The sequence below is a fragment of the Streptomyces litmocidini genome (assembly GCF_014649755.1).
GTDB classification, from domain to species: domain Bacteria; phylum Actinomycetota; class Actinomycetes; order Streptomycetales; family Streptomycetaceae; genus Streptomyces; species Streptomyces litmocidini.
The window spans coordinates 110,170-127,206 of sequence record NZ_BMTQ01000003.1 but is presented as its reverse complement, the minus strand read 5'-3'; the positions used below and the strand labels follow the sequence as shown (position 1 = coordinate 127,206).

Annotated in this window: 15 protein-coding genes and 1 pseudogene; 7 read left to right on the top strand and 9 right to left on the bottom strand. The window is 72.2% G+C overall.

Going from position 1 to position 17,037, the window contains the following annotated elements; genetic code table 11:
* Nucleotides 1-107: 107 nt before the first annotated feature.
* The 3 genes from IE180_RS07135 to IE180_RS07125 are packed head-to-tail and all read right to left on the bottom strand — an operon-like array spanning nucleotide 108 to nucleotide 5,117.
* A complete protein-coding gene (locus IE180_RS07135) occupies nucleotides 108-2,141 on the bottom strand; it encodes a S9 family peptidase (protein WP_190155921.1) in 2,034 nt (677 codons plus the stop codon).
* The gene (locus tag IE180_RS07130; RefSeq protein WP_190155920.1) at nucleotides 2,114-3,898 is read right to left on the bottom strand and encodes an N-acetylglutaminylglutamine amidotransferase; all 1,785 of its coding nucleotides are present in this window, start codon (nucleotides 3,896-3,898) and stop codon (nucleotides 2,114-2,116) included. Before IE180_RS07130 ends, IE180_RS07135 begins: the two co-directional genes overlap by 28 nt.
* A 55-nt stretch (nucleotides 3,899-3,953) precedes the next feature.
* The gene (locus IE180_RS07125) at nucleotides 3,954-5,117 is read right to left on the bottom strand and encodes a carboxylate-amine ligase (RefSeq protein ID WP_190155919.1); all 1,164 of its coding nucleotides are present in this window, start codon (nucleotides 5,115-5,117) and stop codon (nucleotides 3,954-3,956) included.
* Between the two features lie 453 nt (nucleotides 5,118-5,570).
* Between IE180_RS07125 and IE180_RS07120 the strand changes: the two genes are divergently transcribed.
* Nucleotides 5,571-6,410: a class II glutamine amidotransferase gene (locus tag IE180_RS07120; RefSeq protein ID WP_190155918.1), complete on the top strand. Its 840-nt coding sequence runs from the start codon at nucleotides 5,571-5,573 to the stop codon at nucleotides 6,408-6,410.
* Nucleotides 6,411-6,498: 88 nt separating this feature from the next.
* On the opposite strand, the gene IE180_RS07115 is transcribed toward IE180_RS07120, so the two are convergent.
* A complete protein-coding gene (locus IE180_RS07115; protein ID WP_190155917.1) occupies nucleotides 6,499-7,053 on the bottom strand; it encodes a GNAT family N-acetyltransferase in 555 nt (184 codons plus the stop codon).
* A 253-nt stretch (nucleotides 7,054-7,306) separates the two neighbouring features.
* On the opposite strand from IE180_RS07115, the gene IE180_RS07110 reads away from it, so the two are divergent.
* Nucleotides 7,307-9,697, top strand: coding sequence for a SpoIIE family protein phosphatase (locus IE180_RS07110; protein WP_229860348.1), 2,391 nt, complete (start codon nucleotides 7,307-7,309; stop codon nucleotides 9,695-9,697).
* A gap of 176 nt (nucleotides 9,698-9,873) precedes the next feature.
* Nucleotides 9,874-10,623, top strand: a complete 750-nt coding sequence (locus IE180_RS07105; RefSeq protein ID WP_190155916.1) for a ZIP family metal transporter — start codon at nucleotides 9,874-9,876, stop codon at nucleotides 10,621-10,623.
* Nucleotides 10,624-10,830: 207 nt separating this feature from the next.
* Here the strand turns inward: IE180_RS07105 and IE180_RS07100 are convergent, their stop codons facing one another.
* The 5 genes from IE180_RS07100 to IE180_RS07080 all read right to left on the bottom strand — a co-directional run bounded on the left by IE180_RS07100 (nucleotide 10,831) and on the right by IE180_RS07080 (nucleotide 13,775).
* Nucleotides 10,831-11,097 carry a DUF4235 domain-containing protein gene (locus IE180_RS07100; RefSeq protein WP_190155915.1) on the bottom strand — a complete coding sequence of 89 codons (267 nt, stop codon included), beginning with the start codon at nucleotides 11,095-11,097 and terminating at the stop codon, nucleotides 10,831-10,833.
* A complete protein-coding gene (locus IE180_RS07095) occupies nucleotides 11,094-11,624 on the bottom strand; it encodes a DUF3618 domain-containing protein (RefSeq protein ID WP_190155914.1) in 531 nt (176 codons plus the stop codon). Before IE180_RS07095 ends, IE180_RS07100 begins: the two co-directional genes overlap by 4 nt.
* Entirely contained in the window at nucleotides 11,621-12,040 is a 420-nt protein-coding gene (locus IE180_RS07090) for a phage holin family protein (RefSeq protein WP_190155913.1), read from the bottom strand. The genes IE180_RS07095 and IE180_RS07090 overlap by 4 nt, the downstream gene beginning before the upstream one ends.
* 104 nt (nucleotides 12,041-12,144) lie before the next feature.
* Nucleotides 12,145-12,690 (bottom strand): phosphatase PAP2 family protein, encoded by a 546-nt coding sequence (locus tag IE180_RS07085; RefSeq protein WP_190155912.1) that lies wholly within the window; start codon nucleotides 12,688-12,690, stop codon nucleotides 12,145-12,147.
* 32 nt (nucleotides 12,691-12,722) lie between these two features.
* On the bottom strand, nucleotides 12,723-13,775 hold the full coding sequence (locus IE180_RS07080) for a YihY/virulence factor BrkB family protein (RefSeq protein ID WP_229860347.1): 1,053 nt from the start codon (nucleotides 13,773-13,775) through the stop codon (nucleotides 12,723-12,725).
* Between the two features lie 512 nt (nucleotides 13,776-14,287).
* Here IE180_RS07080 and IE180_RS37475 point away from each other — a divergent pair.
* The 4 genes and pseudogenes from IE180_RS37475 to IE180_RS07065 form a co-directional block, all read left to right on the top strand.
* A pseudogene (locus tag IE180_RS37475) lies at nucleotides 14,288-14,495 on the top strand (IS5/IS1182 family transposase); the annotation flags it as partial.
* 81 nt (nucleotides 14,496-14,576) lie between these two features.
* The gene (locus IE180_RS07075) at nucleotides 14,577-15,311 is read left to right on the top strand and encodes an SOS response-associated peptidase (RefSeq protein ID WP_190156338.1); all 735 of its coding nucleotides are present in this window, start codon (nucleotides 14,577-14,579) and stop codon (nucleotides 15,309-15,311) included.
* A 92-nt stretch (nucleotides 15,312-15,403) separates the two neighbouring features.
* On the top strand, nucleotides 15,404-15,610 hold the full coding sequence (locus IE180_RS07070; protein WP_190155910.1) for a hypothetical protein: 207 nt from the start codon (nucleotides 15,404-15,406) through the stop codon (nucleotides 15,608-15,610).
* A 398-nt stretch (nucleotides 15,611-16,008) separates the two neighbouring features.
* Nucleotides 16,009-17,025 (top strand): BtrH N-terminal domain-containing protein, encoded by a 1,017-nt coding sequence (locus IE180_RS07065; protein WP_190155909.1) that lies wholly within the window; start codon nucleotides 16,009-16,011, stop codon nucleotides 17,023-17,025.
* Nucleotides 17,026-17,037 lie beyond the last annotated feature (12 nt).

Sequence of the window (17,037 nt, the reverse complement as noted above, 5' to 3'; positions counted from 1 at the left end):
CGGCCGCGGAACTCGTCGCGGCCGTGGCCGTACGCCCCGCCGGTCCGCGCGCCCCGCCCCGGCGTGCGCCCCCGTCCCGGCTTACGTCTGCCGGTCCGCGCCCCGCCTCAGCCGAGCAGCCACCGCTGCATCCACGCCGCGGCGCTGCGGCGGAACAGCCGCCGGTTGTCGGCACGCCGGAAGTCGTGGCCCTCGCCGCGCAGCAGCAGCAGTTCCGCCACCAGCCCCCGTGCGCGTGCGGCGTCGACGATCTGCCCGGACTCTCCCGGCGGGACGTTCGTGTCGTGCTCCCCGTGCACCGCGAGCAGCGGGACGCGCAGTTCGTCCACACGGCTCATGGGCGACAGCGCGCGCAGGAGGGCCCGGTCCCGTTCGGGATGGCCGTACTTGTGGGCGGCCGATTCCGCGAGCCACGGCTCGGTGCCCGCGAAGAAGGTGGCGAAGTCCGACATCCCGCACACGGTGACGCCCGTGCGAAAGAGCTCGGGGTGCCACACGAGAGAGGCCAGAGTGAGGTAGCCGCCGTAGGAGTGCCCCATCACGGCGAGGCGACGGGGGTCGGCGAGGCCCGACGCGACGGCGTGCATCGCGCAGTCCGCGACGTCGTCGATCGCGGCGAAACGGCCCTCGCCCAGATCGGCGTCGACGAAGGAGCGGCCCCAGCCGGAGGAGCCGCGGACATCGGGGGCGTAGACGTCCAGGCCCCGTCCGAGCAGCTCCTGGTAGAGCGGGTCGAAGACGGGGCGTTCCTGCTCCTCCGGGCCGCCGTGCAGATGCAGGACGCAGGGCGCCGGTTCCCCGGGCCCCCGACCGGGGGCCCGGTGGTACCAGCCGCCCAGGAGCAGCCCGTCGCGGGCGGCCGCACGCAGGGGGACGGGCCGGACGGGCTCCATCCCCCGCGGGACCGAGTCGCGGTCGCGCGCCGACCACGGCGTGCGGACGGGCGTCGCGGAGGACGTCACGGCCCATACGCCGGGGCGGCGGCGGGACCCCGACAGCGCGATCACCATCCCGTCGGGCCCCGCCGGCGCGACGCGGGTGACCACCTCGTGGGCCAGCTCCACCCGGCGGGGCGGAGGGCCGGCCCACCCGTCGGTCAGCGGAATGGTCTCGAGCCGGCTCACCCCTCCGTCGTTCCAGGTCAGGGCGGCCCGCCGACCGCTCTCCACGAGAGCGAGCAGTTCGAGGTCGCACGCGTCGCGTGCGGCCACCACGGAAAGGTCCTTCTGCTCGTCGGCGCCGTCCAGGTGGACCGCGAGCAGCGCCGCGAACTCACGGTCGTGGTCGCTGCGCAGCCACACCGTGCGCGCGTCGGACGAGAAGCGGCCGATCCACGGATCGCCGTCCGCGACCCGCAGGACGCACGTCGGCGTCCGGTCGGTCCGGCGCACGACCACGGCTTCGCGCCTTCCCCGGGGTCCGCGGCGCAACAGGGTCAGGCGCCCGTCCTGGCTGAGGTCGCACACGCGGAGCGTCGCCGCCCCCGTCTCGTCGGCCAGGAGCTCGGGCGCGGCCGTCCCGGCGGGATCGACGAGATAGGCCGTGAGCCGGTCACGGGCCGGTTCCGGCGGCCGGCCGCCCGCCGTCGAGTCGGGACGGGGAGCGTCGAGGAGGGTGGCGTGCCCGTCGCGTTCCGTCCAGCCGGCGGGCCGGTCGGCGTCGAACGGGTCCGCCTCCTGCCGGAGGGGCTCGGCGACCGTCACCGCGAGGGCCGATCCGTCCGGTGCCCAGCACCCCAGATAGGCCGAACTCCCCGGTTCCGCGCCCGCCAGGACCCTGCGGTCCGAACCGTCGGGGCGGACGCAGAGCACCCGGGTGTGTCCGCTTCCGCCGGGGGCCGCGGTGTACGCGATCCACCTGCCGTCCGGGGACCAGGAGACCTCCGTGACGTGGTCCGGACCGGTGTCCAGGAGGTGCGCGTCGTCGACGCCGACCGGGCCGGTCCAGAGCTGCGGCGCGCCGTCGCGGTCGCAGATGAACGCCACGTGCTCGCCCCGCGGGTCGGAGGACGGGTACCAGCAGCCGTGGGCCACCCGTGGCGGCGGCGCTTCCCTCGGGCCGGCGGCGTCGGCCAGCGGCTCCGCCAGGGGAGCCGCCGACTCGGGGGCCGCGTTCAGTGGATTCCGTGCGTCTGCAGCCATATCTCCAACAATGCCGCCTGCCACAGGGCATTCGCCCCCCGGTTCGTGCGGTGCTCGTCGGGCGCCGCCAACAGCGAGGCGACGTACTCGTCACGGAACAGCCCGCGCACCCGGGCCTCCGGGGCCGACAGGGCGTCCCGTACGCGTTCGAGGACGGGGCCCGCCATGTGGCGGACGGCCGGCACCGGGAAGTAGCCCTTGGGCCGGTCCACGACGTTGCGCGGCAGCACCGTGCGTCCGGCTCGCTTGAGCACGCCCTTGCCTCCCTCCGCGAGCTTCAGCTCCGGCGGGCAGGCGGCCGCGAGCTCGACCAGTTCGTGGTCGAGGAACGGCACGCGCGCTTCGAGTCCCCAGTCCATCGTCATGTTGTCGACCCGCTTGACCGGGTCGTCCACGAGCATGACGTGGGTGTCGAGGCGGAGCGCCGCGTCCAGTGCGGTCTCGGCCCCCGGCGCGGCCATGTGCGCGCGGACGTACTCCGCGGACACGTCGCGGTCGGGCAGCATGTGCGGTTGCAGGATCTTCGCGAGATCGGCGTGCGAACGGTCGAAGTAGACCTCCTCGTAACGCCGGGGCTCCTGCTCCCGCTCGACGGACGCCAGGTCGGGGTACCAGCCGTATCCGGCGAAGACCTCGTCGGCGCCCTGGCCGCTCTGGACGACGCTGACCTCCTTGGACACCAGCTCCGACAACAGGTGGAAGGCGACGGTGTCGTGACTGACCATCGGTTCGCTCATGGCGGCGATGGCGTCGCCCAGGGCGGTGGCGACCCGGTCCGACGGCACCATCAGTTGGTGGTGGTCGGTCCCGAAGTGCCGTGCGACCTGGTCGGAGTAGACGAACTCGTCGCCCTCCTCGCCCGCCTCCGACTCGAAGCCCACGCTGAACGTCGCCAGGTCCTTCTGCCCCTCCTCCGCCAGCAGGGCGACGATGAGGCTGGAGTCGAGGCCGCCCGAGAGCAGGACGCCGACGGGCACGTCGCCCACCATCCGTCGCCGCACCGCCGTGCGGAGCGCGTCGAGGACGGCGTCCCTCCAGTCGTCCGGTCCCATCCCCGCGAACGCGCTGCGCCGCGTGTAGGAGGGCTGCCAGTAGCAGTGGTCGTGATGGGTGCCGTCCGGCTGCACCACGCGTACGGTGGCCGGCGGAAGCTTGCGCACGCCGGCCAGGACGGTACGGGGCGGAGCCACGGTCGCGTGCCAGCTCATGTACTGGTGCACCGCCACCGGGTCGAGCGTCGTGTCCACCCCGCCGCCCGTGAGGAGCGCGGGGAGCGTCGAGGCGAAGCGCAGCCGGCCCGGCAGTTCGGCCAGGTAGAGCGGCTTGATGCCCAGCCGGTCACGGGCGAGCACGAGCCGCCCCGTCTCGTGCTCCACCAGCGCCACGGCGAACATGCCGACGAGGTGCTGGACGAAGTCGCGGCCCCATTGGCGGTAGGCCTTGAGCACCACTTCGGTGTCGGAGGTGGTGTCGAAGTGGTGACCGAGCTGTCGCAGTTCCTCGCGCAGCTGCCGGTAGTTGTAGATGCAGCCGTTGAAGACGCAGGTCAGCAGTGCCTCGCTGTCGGTCATCGGCTGGGCGCCCCGCTCGGACAGGTCGATGATCTTCAGACGGCGGTGTCCGAGGGCGACGGCCCCCAGGGACCACAGTCCCCGGCCGTCGGGGCCGCGGGCCGCCATCCGGTCGGTCATGCGCTCGACCGCGGCCACGTCCGCAGGTCTCTTGTCGAAGCGGATCTCACCGCTCAAGCCACACATCCACAATCTCCTCGTCGATCGGACACGGATACGAGATCGGTCATCCTCGGCAGCCTTACGCCGGCACGCCCCACGCTCGGGAACGAGGCGTCCTGAAGGCGTTGCCCGCCCGCTTGCGCCCGCTCCAGTCCTCACCGCGGGTCTCGGCCAGGAAGAGGTCCACGGCCGCGAGCAGGTCGGCGTCGGACGCCACGCGGCGGAGCCGGTGGGCGGCGCTGCCGCGGCCCAGTGCCTCCTCGGCCAGGCTCCGGGCGGTCTCCCAGTCCCCGTACGCCTCCAGCGTCGGGCGCAGGTGGCGGAGCAGGGCGCGCACGACCTCCGGCGCCGGCGCCGGCCGGCGGGTGACCGGGTGGACCAGGTCTCCTTCGAGGCCGGAGCGGGCCGCCCGCCACGTCGCGGCCCGCAACCACTCGTGTCTGTCGGTGCAGGGCTCGCCCCCCGCGGCCTCGACGCGCGCGCAGGCGTCGACGACGAGCGCCCGGAAGAGGACCGCGACCAGCACCACCGTCTCGACGCGGGGAGAGGCGTCGCAGACGCGCAGTTCGAGCGTCGACAGGTGCGCGGAGGGGCGGACGTCGTAGTAGATCATCCCCGCGTCGCTGATGACGCCGGAGCCGATCAGCTCGTCGATGGCGGCGTCGTAGTCATCGGCACCGGCGAAGCATCCGGCGGGGCCCGAGGTGGGCCAGCGCTGCCAGATCATGCTGCGCCAGCTCGCGTAGCCCGTGTCGGCCCCGAGCCAGTAGGGAGAACTCGCGGACAACGCCAGGAGGGGCGGGACCCAGGGGTTCAGGACGCAGAGGGCCCGGACCGCGGTGTCCCTGTCGGGGACGTCGACGTGCACCTGGGCGCCGCAGATCAGCTGCTCGTCGGCGACCCGGCGGTAGTCCTCCGCCATGGCGAGGTAGCGGGGGTCGTCCGTCGCCCGTACGGCTCCGAGGCGGGCGATCGGGGCCGTCCCGGCGGCCATGACCGCGAGGCCCTGGGAGGAGGCCGCGGCGTCCAGGAGCCGTCGCGACGCGGAGAGGTCGGCGTACAGTCCTTCGGGGGACGCGTGCACCCCGCTGTTCGACTCGACGACTGATCGGGGCAGCTCCCGCGTGAACTCGTCCCCGCGCCGGGAAAGCCGCCCGAGGACGGCGTCCGCTCGCGGGGTGAGTGCGCCGCTCTCGGCGTCGATCACATGGAATTCCTCTTCGACGCCCATTCGGACGAGCACGGTGACTCCTGGAAAACTCGACGATTCTCGGGCCGGTCGCCATCTGACTGGCGGCTCTGTCTGGTGCGGGTTCCCTGTCGGTCGTGATCTAAGCACACCCGCTCTCATGAGGCAGGAGATGCTCATTCGAGCATCATTCTTCATGGTGCGACACCGGGGCCCGACCGGCCACCCCGCCCGTTTCGGCGGCTGCGCGACGGGCAGGAGGGACCTCCCGGACGGGGAACGAAGATCGCGTGGCGGCGTCCGGGAGCGAGGCCGAGAATGAGAGTCGGACGGGTTCGCTACGGAACGCCCGTGGAGCAGGGGGAGAAGCAACGTCCCCCACCGGGGCTCCTGGAGCACAGCGGGACCGGCGCCCGGCCACGACGGCGGACCGGGCGCCGGTCAGCGCCACGCCGAAGGAGCGGGAACGCCCCCTCCGCCGCGCCACAGGGACGCAGGTGATCACGCATGTGCCGATGGCTCGCGTATTCGGGAACGCCCGTACTGCTCGACACCATCCTGTACAGACCGACCCATTCGCTGATCGATCAGAGCCGTTTCGCCAAGCTCGGCCTCGAGACGACGAACGGCGACGGGTTCGGCGTCGGCTGGTACTCGGAGCACAGCGACACCCCGGCGCTCCTCAGGGACGTGGGCCCCGCGTGGAACAACCGGAACCTGCGGGAGCTGGCGGACCACGTCCGCTCCCCGCTGTTCTTCGCCCACATCCGGGCGTCGACCGGGACGGCCGTGCAGCAGTCGAACTGCCACCCGTTCCGGCACGGACGCTGGATGTTCATGCACAACGGCGCCATCACCGGGTTCCACCTCATGCGCCGCGACCTCATGCTGCTGATAGACCCCTCCCTCTTCGCCCACCTCGAAGGCACGACGGACTCCGAGGTGATGTTCTACCTGGCCCTCACCTACGGCCTGGACCAGGACCCGCCCGGCGCCGTCGCGCGCATGGCGGGGGAGGTGGAACGCGTCGGACGCGAACACGGCGTGGAGTTCCCCCTCCAGATGACCCTCGCCATCACCGAGGGCGAACGCGTCTGGGCCTTCCGCTACTCCACCGAGCGGGCATCACGCTCGCTGTTCTACAGCAGCCGGATGGAGGACCTGCGCAGGCTGCATCCCGACGTCGCCTTCCTGCAGGACATCTCCCCGGAGACCCGCCTCATCGTGTCCGAGCCCCTCGACAACCTGCCGGGCGCCTGGAACGAGGTGCCGGAGAGCAGCTACAGGTTCGTCGGACCGGGCTCCGACGAGCTGCACCCCTTCGCCCCGGCACCCGCGCCCGGCTGAACCGCGCACGCGGACGGCCCCCACGGCCGTCGGCCCCTTCGCGACGACGGCGCGCGTCCTGCCCAACGCGAACGGACCGCCCTGCCCGTCAGCCGCTCGCCCCGAGGCCGCGCTCGTCGCTCCAATCAGGAACCGTCGTGCTGCCGGAAAGCCAGTCACGCCGCAGGATCGCGTACCCGACGGCGTCACGGACCGTGCCGTCGGCCGTCGGCCACGCGTCGCGGTAGTGCGCCTCCTTCGCGTAACCGCACCGTCGAAAAGCGCGGCGCATCGCCACGTTGTCCTGACGAGTGGTGCCCTCGATCCGCCGGACCTCGGGGAACTCGGTGAACACGTACCCGGTGAGCCAGGACAGGGCCTTCCCGCCGAGCCCCCGCCCCCGGTGCCCGGAACCGATCCGCAGATCGAACAGCGGAGTGTCGTCGCACAGGTCCATCAGCCGGACGAGGCCGGTTCGCTCACCGGCGACCACGATCCAGAACGCCCGGTTGTCCCGGCCGTCGTAGCGGCCCTCTCCGATCCACTGCCGGACTTCGGCCCGGCCGACGACGTCCGAGCCGTGAAACGGCCACGTGTCGCCCGAGAGGAAGTCGACCAGTTCTTCCGCGTCGGTCGATTCGAAGCGTTCGTAGGTGATCTCCACGTCCGCACCCTAGGGACGGAGGCAGCGGCCCGGAACCGAATTTTCCGGACCGCCGACGGAACACCCGAGGAGGGCGAGGAGGAAGAGGGCCCCGCCGCGTGATGGCCGAAGCCCACCGCCCGCCGTCCCGCCCCCTCCCCGTTCGAGGATTCCCGTCGTACCGTCACCGCCGCTCCGACCGCCCCCACTGCCCTGACGCCGGGCGCGGACCGGGCACGCTGCGCCCGGGGCCCGCCGGCAGGATGATGGGCGTATGGAAGGGATGCCTTTCCCCGTCGGCGCAGGCACGGGAGAGGCGGACGAAGGCGGGCCCCTCGGCCCGCCCCCGGCTGCCCTCGCCCTGCTCGACGCGGACGGAGTGCTCGTGGGGTGGAGCCACGAGGCCGAGGACCTCCTGGGGTACCCGGCTTCGCAGGTACTGGGACGCCGGGCGGTGGACCTGATCGCCACCGTTTCCACCGACCGCGACGGATCGCGGGAGACCCGGCCCGACGGCCAGCGGCCGAAGCTCGACGGAACGCACAGTTCCGTGGTCGCCGTGCGCCGTCCTTCGGGAGACACCGTGCGCATCGCGGTGACCCTGCACCCCCTGACCCCCGCCCCGGGCGGGGCCGCCTCCTCCGTCCTCATGGCGACCGAGCTGGAAGGCCTTCGCTGGTGGGAGACCCGCCAGGCGATGCTGCGGGGTCTCGTCGCCCAGTCCCCGGTGACTTTGACCATCTACGGCCCCGACACGCGCCTCCTGTGGGCGAACGCGGCCAGCATCCGGGAGCTCGGCGGCGACCTCACCGCACTGGTGGGCCGCTCCATGAGCGAGCTCTTTCCCGGTGATGTCCTCACGGCCCAGCACCTGGCACCGCCGGAGGAGCTCGTCCAGCAGATCCTGGAGACCGGTCGACCCATCATCGACGTACAGTTCCGGGGCCGCGCCCCGGGCGACCTCCGTGAGCACGTCTGGTCCTCCTCCTACTTCCGGCTGGTGGACGGCCGGGGAGAAGCCGTGGGCGTGTGCGAGCAGTCCATAGACGTCACCGACCACTACCGCGCGCAGCAGCGTCTGGCGCTCCTCGCGGAGGCAGGCGCACGGATCGGGTCGACGCTGGACCCGGCCGGCACGGCAGGGGAACTCGCCAAGGCCGCGGTGCCGCGGTACGCCGACGCCGTGGTCGTCGACGTGGCGGCGGAGGTGCTCGAGGGCGAGGACCTGAAACCCGTCACGCCCTGGGACCTCGTGCGGGTGGCGGATTCCGGCGAGAACCCTTCCCGGGTGGGAGAACGGGTCACGTACGCCGCCTCGTCGCCGCAGGCCGAAAGCCTCGCCGGGGCGCGGTCGACGACGGACGCGGCACGCGCGCCGACACGGCTGTACGTCCCGCTCCGCCTGCGGGAGACGCCTCTCGGGCTGGTCACCTTCGTGCGTGCCGGCCACTCCGAACCCTTCGACGAGGGCGACCGGGCAGTGGCCGAGGAACTGGTGTCGCGCACCTCCGTATGCATCGACAACGCCCGGCGCTACCTGCGCGAGCGCACCGCCGCCGTCACGCTCCAGCGCAGTCTGCTGCCCCGCTCGGTCCCCGAGCAGAGCGCGGTCGAGGCGGCGAGCCGCTACCTCCCGGCCGACAGCCACCTCGGCGCGGGCGGCGACTGGTTCGACGTCATCCCCCTCTCCGGCGCACGCGTCGGACTCGTCGTCGGCGACGTCGCCGGCCACGGTGTGGCCGCCGCCGCCGCCATGGGGCGGTTGCGGGCGATGCTGCGGACCCTGGCCGAACTGGACCTCGCGCCCGACGAACTCCTCGCCCGGCTGAACGACCAGGTCGGCAAGGAAGCGCTGGACCAGAACGGCCACGGCTCGGACGGCAGCGGCATCACCGGTGCGACCTGCGTCTACGGGGTCTACGATCCGGCTTCTCGAACGAGCACCTGGGCGCTGGCGGGCCACCTGCCGCCCGCCGTCGTGGAACCGCACGGAGGCACCGTCTCCTTCCTCCGTCTGCCTCCGGGAGCCCCTCTGGGCGTGGGACGGCTCCCTTTCGAGAGCGCGGAGGTGGACCTGACCGAAGGAAGCCTGGTCGTCCTGTTCACCGACGGTCTCGTGGAGGCCCGCGGGCAGGGAACCGAAGCGGGTGTGGACCGGTTGGCGGCCGTCCTCGGCGAGCAGCGGGAATCGTCGCCCGACCGACTGTGCACCCGGATCGTGACGGAGCTGTCCTCGGACCGGGCGCAGGACGACGCGACCCTCCTCGTGGTCCGTACGCGCGCGCTCGGGGCGCGTGAGGTGGCCACCTGGGACCTGCCCCCGGACCCCGCCCTGGTCGCCCGCGCGCGGTCGATGGCCGCGGAACAGCTCGCCCGGTGGGGCCTGGACGAGCTGATCTTCACCACCGAGCTGGTGGTCAGCGAACTGGTCACCAACGCCATCCGGTACGCCTCGGGCCCGATCGGTCTGCGGTTGATCCGGGACCGGTCCCTCATCTGCGAGGTCTCCGACTCGCAGCACACTTCGCCGCACGCCCGCTATGCGGGCAGCGACGAAGAGGGCGGACGCGGACTGTTCATGGTCGCCCAGCTCACCGAGCACTGGGGCACGCGCTACGTGCCCACGGGAAAGACGATCTGGGCGGAACAGGCCCTGCCCTCCTGACGACCACGCCCGTCGACGCGTGCCACGGACTCCCGACGCGTGCCACGGACTCCCGGGCCGTGCTCCGGCTCGACGAGCCGGAGCGCCGGTTCCCCGGACGACGCGGGCCGGCCCTCTTGTTCCTCGACGCAGCGGGTACATGCGGTGCATCTGTCAGCAGTGGGAAAGGGGAGACCGTGACGGGAGCGCTGGTTGCGGGAGGGTGGGGACTGTTCGCGGGAGCGGCGCTGCTGGTCGGCGCCGCTGCCGGTTCGTTCGTACGGGTCCCGCCGCGGTGGATCGCGCTGGTCATGGCGTTCGGCAGCGGGGTGTTGATGGCCGCCGTGTCCTTCGAGCTGATCACCGAGGCGTACGAGCGCTCCGGCCTGGGACCGGTGGTGTCCGGTGCGGTCGGCGGGGCCGCGGTGTACTCGGGCGCGAACGTCCTGCTGGCACGGCGCGGTGCCCAGCACCGCAAGCGCTCGGGACAGCAGCAGCCGTCCGAGTCGGAGGCACCCGGTTCGGGCAACGCCATCGCGCTGGGGGCGCTGCTGGACGGGATACCCGAGTCCGTGGTCATCGGCACCGGTCTCCTGGGAGGCGGCCACCTGGGCGCCGCCACGGTGGGAGCGGTGTTCATCAGCAACCTTCCCGAGGGCCTGGCCAGCGCCGCCGGGATGCGCAGCGCCGGCCGCAGCCGCCGGTACGTCTTCGTCCTGTGGGGCGGCATCGCGCTGATCAGCGGCCTCGCGGCACTGGCCGGGTACGCGCTGCTCGGAGGAGCGTCCGAGACGGTGATGGCGGTGATCACCGCGGTGGCCGGGGGAGCGATCCTCGCCATGATCGCGGACACGATGATCCCCGAGGCCTACAGCAAGGTGCACCTTCTGACGGGCCTGGTCACCGTGGTGGGGTTCCTGTCGGCATTCGCCATGGCCCATGTGTAGGAGACGGTCCACCGTGCGCCGCCCGGCACTCGGCGCTCGCCGTCGCGGCGGCGGCAGCGGCGGCGGCAAGGGCGTGGAGCCCGGGGCGCGTGGCCACGGCGTTCCTCCCAAGAGCAGCGCAAGGTGGGGGCCGGGCCAAGGGCAGTGCAAGGTGAGGGGCCGGGAACCCGTCCGTACGGGACGGGTTCCCGGCCCCCGGGGGCGGGCTCAACCGGGCCAGGTGCCGGTCAGACGCCTGGTGGTGACGGCTCCCGCACGGTCGACCGCGGCCTTGACGACGGCGAAGATCGCCCCCTGCAGGCCTGCGGCCAGCAGGATCTCCCGCCAGGTGCGTTCCTCGTCGGTGGCGTCGGGTGCGTCGTCGTCGTGCCCGATCATCTTCCACGCCTGCTTGAAGGCGGTGCTGGCGATCAGTCCGCTGACGGCACCGAGCGCCAGCCCGACGGGCTTGTAGACGATCTTGGATGCCTTCACTTGCTCCTCCGGCCGCGACGCAGGAGCAGGAACACCGCCAGGGCCGCGACCCCGACGACCAGCGGGGCACGGTTGGCCCTCGCCACGGTCGCGGCCGACGCGGCCTTGTCGCGTACCTGGTCCGGGGTCTTGTCGGCTGCCAGGTGCCCGGCCCGGGTCACGCCGTCGCGTACGCGAGCGGCGGCGAGGGCGGTCTTGTCGAGCACGGGATCGGGAGTCCTGTCCTTGGCGTGCTCGACCGCCTGGGTCACCTTGTGCCGGAGCTGCTCGGCTGCCAGGGTCGCCTTCTCGACGGTCTGCTCCTTGACCACGACCGCCTTCTCCTTGGTCTGCTCCTTGACCATGACCGCCTTCTCCCTGGCCTGTTCCTTGGCCTCGACCGCCTTCTCCTTGGCCTGTTCCTTGACGTCGGCCTTGGCCGCCAGTGCTTCCACGGTCCGGCCGAGCTCGTCGCGGGTGCGCTCGATCTGTTCGCGCAGCAGGTCCGGGGTCGGTGCGGGTTCGTCGTTCTGGGGCTGATGGCTCATCGGTGCGCCCTCTCCTTGATCTCGTCCACGTCGGCCTTGACGCTCTCGATGGTCTTCTCGGGTGCGGGACTCCCCGCCTTGGCGACCTGTTTCTTGCCGACCGCGGCCAGCAGGGCGGCCACCGCAGCGAGCAGGGCGGCGATGACCAGAGCCGAGGCCCACACCGGCAGGACCAGCGCGAGGGCAGCGATCCCGGCGGCCACCAGAGCCTGCGCGGCCAGGACGCCGACGAGGCCGGCCCCGCCGAACAGGCCGCCGCCCACCCCGTAGCGCTTTCCCTTCTGGGCCATCTCCGCCCGAGCCAGCCGCATCTCCTCACGGACCAGCTCCGAGACCTGCCGCGACGCCCGTGTGACCAGCTCGCCCACCGGCTCGTCCCCGCCGTGGCCGTGGCCGTGGGTTCCAACGGCGCTCATCTCATTCCTCACCTTCTTACGCTTTCCCGGTGGTGTTTTCAGACGCGCCTACCCGCCGATCCGCCGGTCACCCGCCGACCACGCCCGGTCGTCACCGGTGGCCGTCACCGGCGGCGGGAGAGGAAACGCGGCACCGTGCGGACCAGGGCGGCGGACGCGGCACCGATCACGGCGCCGGCCGCCACGTCGGAGGGGTAGTGGGCGCCGCTGTGGACCCGCGCGACCGCCACCAGCACGGCCGGGGCCGCGCAGGCGGCCCCGGCCCACGGCCACGTGGGAACCACCGCCGCGGTGAACGCGACCGCGGCGGCCGTGTGCCCCGAGGGGAACGACGAGCTGTCCGGCCGGTCCATGACGTCGCCGTGCGGAATCCACTCCGCGGGCGGTCGACGCCGCTCGACCAGCTGCTTGGCGACGCCGTTCGACAGCAGCTCCGCCACCGCCATCGCCAGGACCCCCGAGGCGGCGGCCCTGCGGCCCCGCCGTCCTCCCCGGGCTGCCATCCCCAGAGCGGCGACCCACCACAGCTTCGTGTGCTCGGCCGTCTCCTCGACCGCGGGCAGCAGCCGGCGCGCCACGGGAGAGTCCCAGGCGGCGATGCGCCGGGTCAGCCGGTGGTCATGCCCCTGCAATCCGGTCGGCACCCGCATGCCCCCACCGCCTCCTCCCGGGCCGAGCCCGCCTACTCCAGGCGGCGACGGTCCTCATCGCTCCACGTCCGTGTGTCCCGCGGCTCGACGTACGGCTCCTCGTCCGCGGGAAGCCCCCCGGCGATCGCGCGCTGGCGGATCATCTCGGCGTCGAACTCCAGACCCAGCAGAATGGCCAGGTTGGTGATCCACAGCCACACCAGGAAGATGATCACGCCCGCGAGCGTGCCGTACGTCTTGTTGTACGAGCCGAAGTTCGCGACGTAGAACGCGAAGCCGGCGGAGGTGACCATCCAGATCGCCAGGGCCAGGAAGCAGCCCGGAGTCACCCACGTGAAGCCGCGGCCCTTCGCGTTCGGCGCCGCCCAGTACAAGATCGCGATCATGATCGTGACCAGGACCAACAGGACCGGCCACTTCGCGATCGACCACACCGTCATCGCGGTGTCCCCGATTCCCAGCGCCGTGCCGGCCTGGCGGGCCAGGCCGCCGGTGAACACCACGATCAGGGCGCTGGCGACGGCCAGGACCATGAGCGTCACGGTCAGGGCGAGGCGCAGGGGCAGCACTTTCCACACCGGGCGGCCCTCGGGCATGTCGTAGACGGCGTTCGAGGCGCGGATGAACGCGGCGACGTACCCGGAGGCCGACCAGACCGCGACGGCCAGGCCCACGACGGCCAGCAGCGAGCCGATGCCGGCGTTGCCCTGCAACTGCTGCACAGCGTTGCTGATCACATCGCGCGCGGCCCCCGGGGTGAGCTTCTGCAGGTTGTCCAGCACCTGCTTCGTCGCCGACTCGCCCGCGATGCCCAGCAGCGACACCAGCACCAGCAGGGCGGGAAAGAGGGCCAGCACGCCGTAGTAGGTCAGCGCAGCCGCCCGATCGGTCAGTTCGTCGTCCTTGAACTCCTTCAGCGTCCCCCGGAGCACCGCCTTCCACGACCGCTTGGGCATCTGCGAAAGCCGATCGGGCGCCCGCTCCTCGACCTCCCTGTCCGGGCCCGGGCCGTCCGGCTGATCAGCGCCGTCCTGCCGGTGGTGGTCAAGGGGTTCACCATGCTGTTCTCTCCCTGTGGACCTCATGGTCGGCGCCTTTCCACTCGTGCCCCACCCATGCATTCCGCGGAGTGCTCCGCGGGTCGGGAGGGGGCCGTCCCCCGTGGAGCGCGTCACGACGGTGAGGAGAGGACGCCTCCGATCCGCAGGAACCGTTCGAGACGGTCGGATCGCCGCAGGAGCGGCGCTCCCGCGGCCGGACCGGGGCGAATGCCGGCATCACCCCGTCACCGCCGGCGCGGCGGCGAAGCCGGCGCCGCGCCGTTCCGGCCACGGGGCCGGAACCCGGCCGGCCCTGACGGGTGATCAGCGGTTCACGCCGAGGCCGTCGGGACCGGCGCCGGGCTGTGGCGGGCGGCCACGTGATCACCGTTCGAGTGGAGCCCGGGACATGCGTACGGCCCGCACCGTTGACCGGTGCGGGCCGTACGTGTGTCGCCGCCCTCGCGGTCGGGGGAGGCCGCAGGGCAGACGGTCGGAGCGGTCCCATTCGCTCACTCCCCGCCTGCCCCCGTTCCTCCCGGCCACACCCCTCGGTTTCCCGTGGCATCCGCGGGGTGATCCCCGAGCGTGCCGATCAGCGGGCCAACCGCACGAGGAAAGGCCGCAGCGGGGGACGCCCCCGGGTCCTGGACAACCGAGACCTACAGGCGCAGGAACGTCGTGGAGCGGACGTTCGGCCTGCCCAAGCAGCGGCGCGGCCCGGCCGCGCGAACGGTCCGGCTCTCCCGCACCCACCAGGCCGCCCTCTCCTCCGACTCCCGCGACTCCCGCGCTCATGGGGCCGGCTTCACCACCTCTGTCAGGGCGCCGTGGCACAGTGGATGCATGTGCGGCCGTTACGCCTCGACTCGCAGTCCTGAGGATCTGACCCGTCTCTTCCAGGTCTCCGACCGGCACCCCGACGAGAAGCTGGCGCCCAGCTGGAACGTCGCGCCGACCGACGAGGTCTACGCGGTCCTCGAACGCGCCGGACAGGACGACGGCGACGGGGTGCGCCGCGAACTGCGGGCGCTCCGGTGGGGTCTGGTTCCGTCGTGGGCGAAGGACCCGAAGATCGGCTCCCGGATGATCAACGCCCGGGTGGAGACCGTGCACGAGAAGCCCGCGTACCGGCGCGCCTTCGCCAGGCGCCGCTGCCTGTTGCCGGCCGACGGCTTCTACGAATGGGAGACGGTGAAGGACGGGTCCACGGGCAAGACCCACAAGCAGCCCTACTTCATCCACCCGTCCGACGGGCAGGTGATGGCCATGGCGGGTCTGTACGAGTACTGGCGCGACCCCGACGTCACCGGCGACGACGAGCCCGACGCCTGGCTGACGACCTGCACGATCATCACCACCGAGGCCACCGACGCGGCCGGCCGCGTACACCCGCGCATGCCGCTCGCCCTCGCCCCGGACCACTACGACGCGTGGCTCGACCCCCACCACCACGACACGGACGACCTCCGGGCCCTGCTCACCCAGCCCGCGGAAGGCCGGCTCGACGCCCGGCCCGTCTCCACGGCGGTGAACAACGTCCGCAACAACGGAGCCCACCTCCTCGCCCCGGCCACCTGATCGCCGTTCCCCGGGCGGCTCGACCGGGATGCGGTGTGGTCCGCCCACTGCGCTGCCCGTCTGCCGGACGGCGAGGCCCCGGAGGTGATCGCGTGAGTTCCGCCCCGGGGACGAGCGGCGTCGCCCCCTCCCGCCACGTCCTCCTCGCCGTCCGCGAGACGGCGAAGGCGGAGGGGGCCGAGGCCCGGCAGACCGAGCCGAAGAGGCGGACCACCGCGGTGCGCGACGAGCTCGGTACCCGTGGTGGGCCGGACCGGGCCCGCTGTGCGACGGCCCGACGCGCACGCGGGCCCTGGTGAAGAGGACCTGACGGCTCCGAGTCCCAGGGATCCGGCGGATACGGAGCGAAGATCCACTTCTCCGCCTTCGCGGGCGTCGCCCGCGCCCTCGGCCGTTGCCGCGGAACCGCCGGTCGGGGCGGCCTTTCGGGGAACCGGAAAATCCCGAAGTGCGTGTCCCCCAAACATGTTACGGGGGGTGTGAGTGTCGGGGTGTGCGGCCCGGGTAGCCGAACGGCGGCATGGCCGGTTTCGTCGTCGACGTCAGGGAGGGGCCAGGGGAATGTGCGGGTGCGGTTCGCCCCCAATGCCTTGACAGGGGTATTTGTCCGGGATGAGAAAGAGTTTCTGCCCATCTGCCTCGTGGGAGATGATTGCGTTGCGTGACGCCTCCCGATCGCAGGGATTATGGAGAAATCATGCATGACTCCGCACCGCTTGACGTGGGGCTTTCCTGTGCCAGGCATCTCGCGCGAGTTCCGGGGGCGCTGCTGGACTGCGTCTCCGACGACCTGTCCCTTCTTCTCGCCCACCATGGAGTGCGGGACAATGAAGAACCCTTTTCCATGGACTGGCGATTCGACCTCCAGGAGGAGTCGCCCGAGGGCCCCGCCCGGATTCTGCTGCCCGTGGCGGACCTGGAGGAGCGGATCGCCGCGAGGACGGGACTGCTCCTGACGTGGCACGCCACGCGGGACGCGGCCGGTGCCGCCCGGGACTGGGCGGACCACCTCACGGCCGGCCGGCCGGTCCTCGTGGTGGGCGACGCCTGTCACCTTCCCTGGCTCCCCTACCACGGCAACGAGCACATGGACCACGGGTTCGTCGTGGACGGCGTGCACGGCTCTCTCCGGCGCCCGCGGGACCTGGTGCTCGATGTGACCGACCCCTACGACAACGCCACGCGCTGGGGGGCCTGCGCACCCCTGTCCACCACGATCACGCTGGGGGAACTCGCCCCGGCACTCGACGGCGGTCGTTGGGGCGTCTTCCGGAGCCTCCGGGAGAATTTTCCGGAAAACCAGTTCCCCTCGGCCCCGGAATGCCTGACGGACAACCTCCTGGCCTTGCGTCCGGCCGTCGAGGAGAATGCGTACAAGGAATTGTGCGGAAGTCTGGACGAGCGGAGTCCGGCGAGCTGGGACCATTACTCCCTGCAGACGTGGCTGCTGGCCCGGTCCCGGGCCCTGCATTCCCGGTGGTTGACCTCCCGCGCACGTGAACTGCCGGAATTCGAGCGAAACGGAAAATTCCTTCCCGCCCTTTTCGACGCGCATGTGACCGAACCGTGGAAGAGAGCCGCGCGGTCCTGTTACCTCGCCTCCCGGCGGACCGCCGCAGGGAAGGACGCGCCACCGTCGGCACGCGAGAGCCTGGAACACGCGGCGACGTCCGAGGCGGAATTCGCCGACGCCCTGATCCGGCACTTCCTCTGACACCGCGCCTGT

Excerpts from the sequence above, each read along its gene's own strand:
- IE180_RS07135 (WP_190155921.1), bottom strand. The coding sequence starts at position 2,141 with ATGGCTGCAGACGCACGGAATCCACTGAACGCGGCCCCCGAGTCGGCG.
- IE180_RS07130 (WP_190155920.1), bottom strand. The coding sequence starts at position 3,898 with ATGTGTGGCTTGAGCGGTGAGATCCGCTTCGACAAGAGACCTGCGGAC.
- IE180_RS07120 (WP_190155918.1), top strand. The coding sequence starts at position 5,571 with ATGTGCCGATGGCTCGCGTATTCGGGAACGCCCGTACTGCTCGACACC.
- IE180_RS07110 (WP_229860348.1), top strand. The coding sequence starts at position 7,307 with ATGGAAGGGATGCCTTTCCCCGTCGGCGCAGGCACGGGAGAGGCGGAC.
- IE180_RS07095 (WP_190155914.1), bottom strand. The coding sequence starts at position 11,624 with ATGAGCCATCAGCCCCAGAACGACGAACCCGCACCGACCCCGGACCTG.
- IE180_RS07090 (WP_190155913.1), bottom strand. The coding sequence starts at position 12,040 with ATGAGCGCCGTTGGAACCCACGGCCACGGCCACGGCGGGGACGAGCCG.
- IE180_RS07085 (WP_190155912.1), bottom strand. The coding sequence starts at position 12,690 with ATGCGGGTGCCGACCGGATTGCAGGGGCATGACCACCGGCTGACCCGG.
- IE180_RS07080 (WP_229860347.1), bottom strand. The coding sequence starts at position 13,775 with ATGAGGTCCACAGGGAGAGAACAGCATGGTGAACCCCTTGACCACCAC.
- IE180_RS07075 (WP_190156338.1), top strand. The coding sequence starts at position 14,577 with ATGTGCGGCCGTTACGCCTCGACTCGCAGTCCTGAGGATCTGACCCGT.
- IE180_RS07065 (WP_190155909.1), top strand. The coding sequence starts at position 16,009 with ATGCATGACTCCGCACCGCTTGACGTGGGGCTTTCCTGTGCCAGGCAT.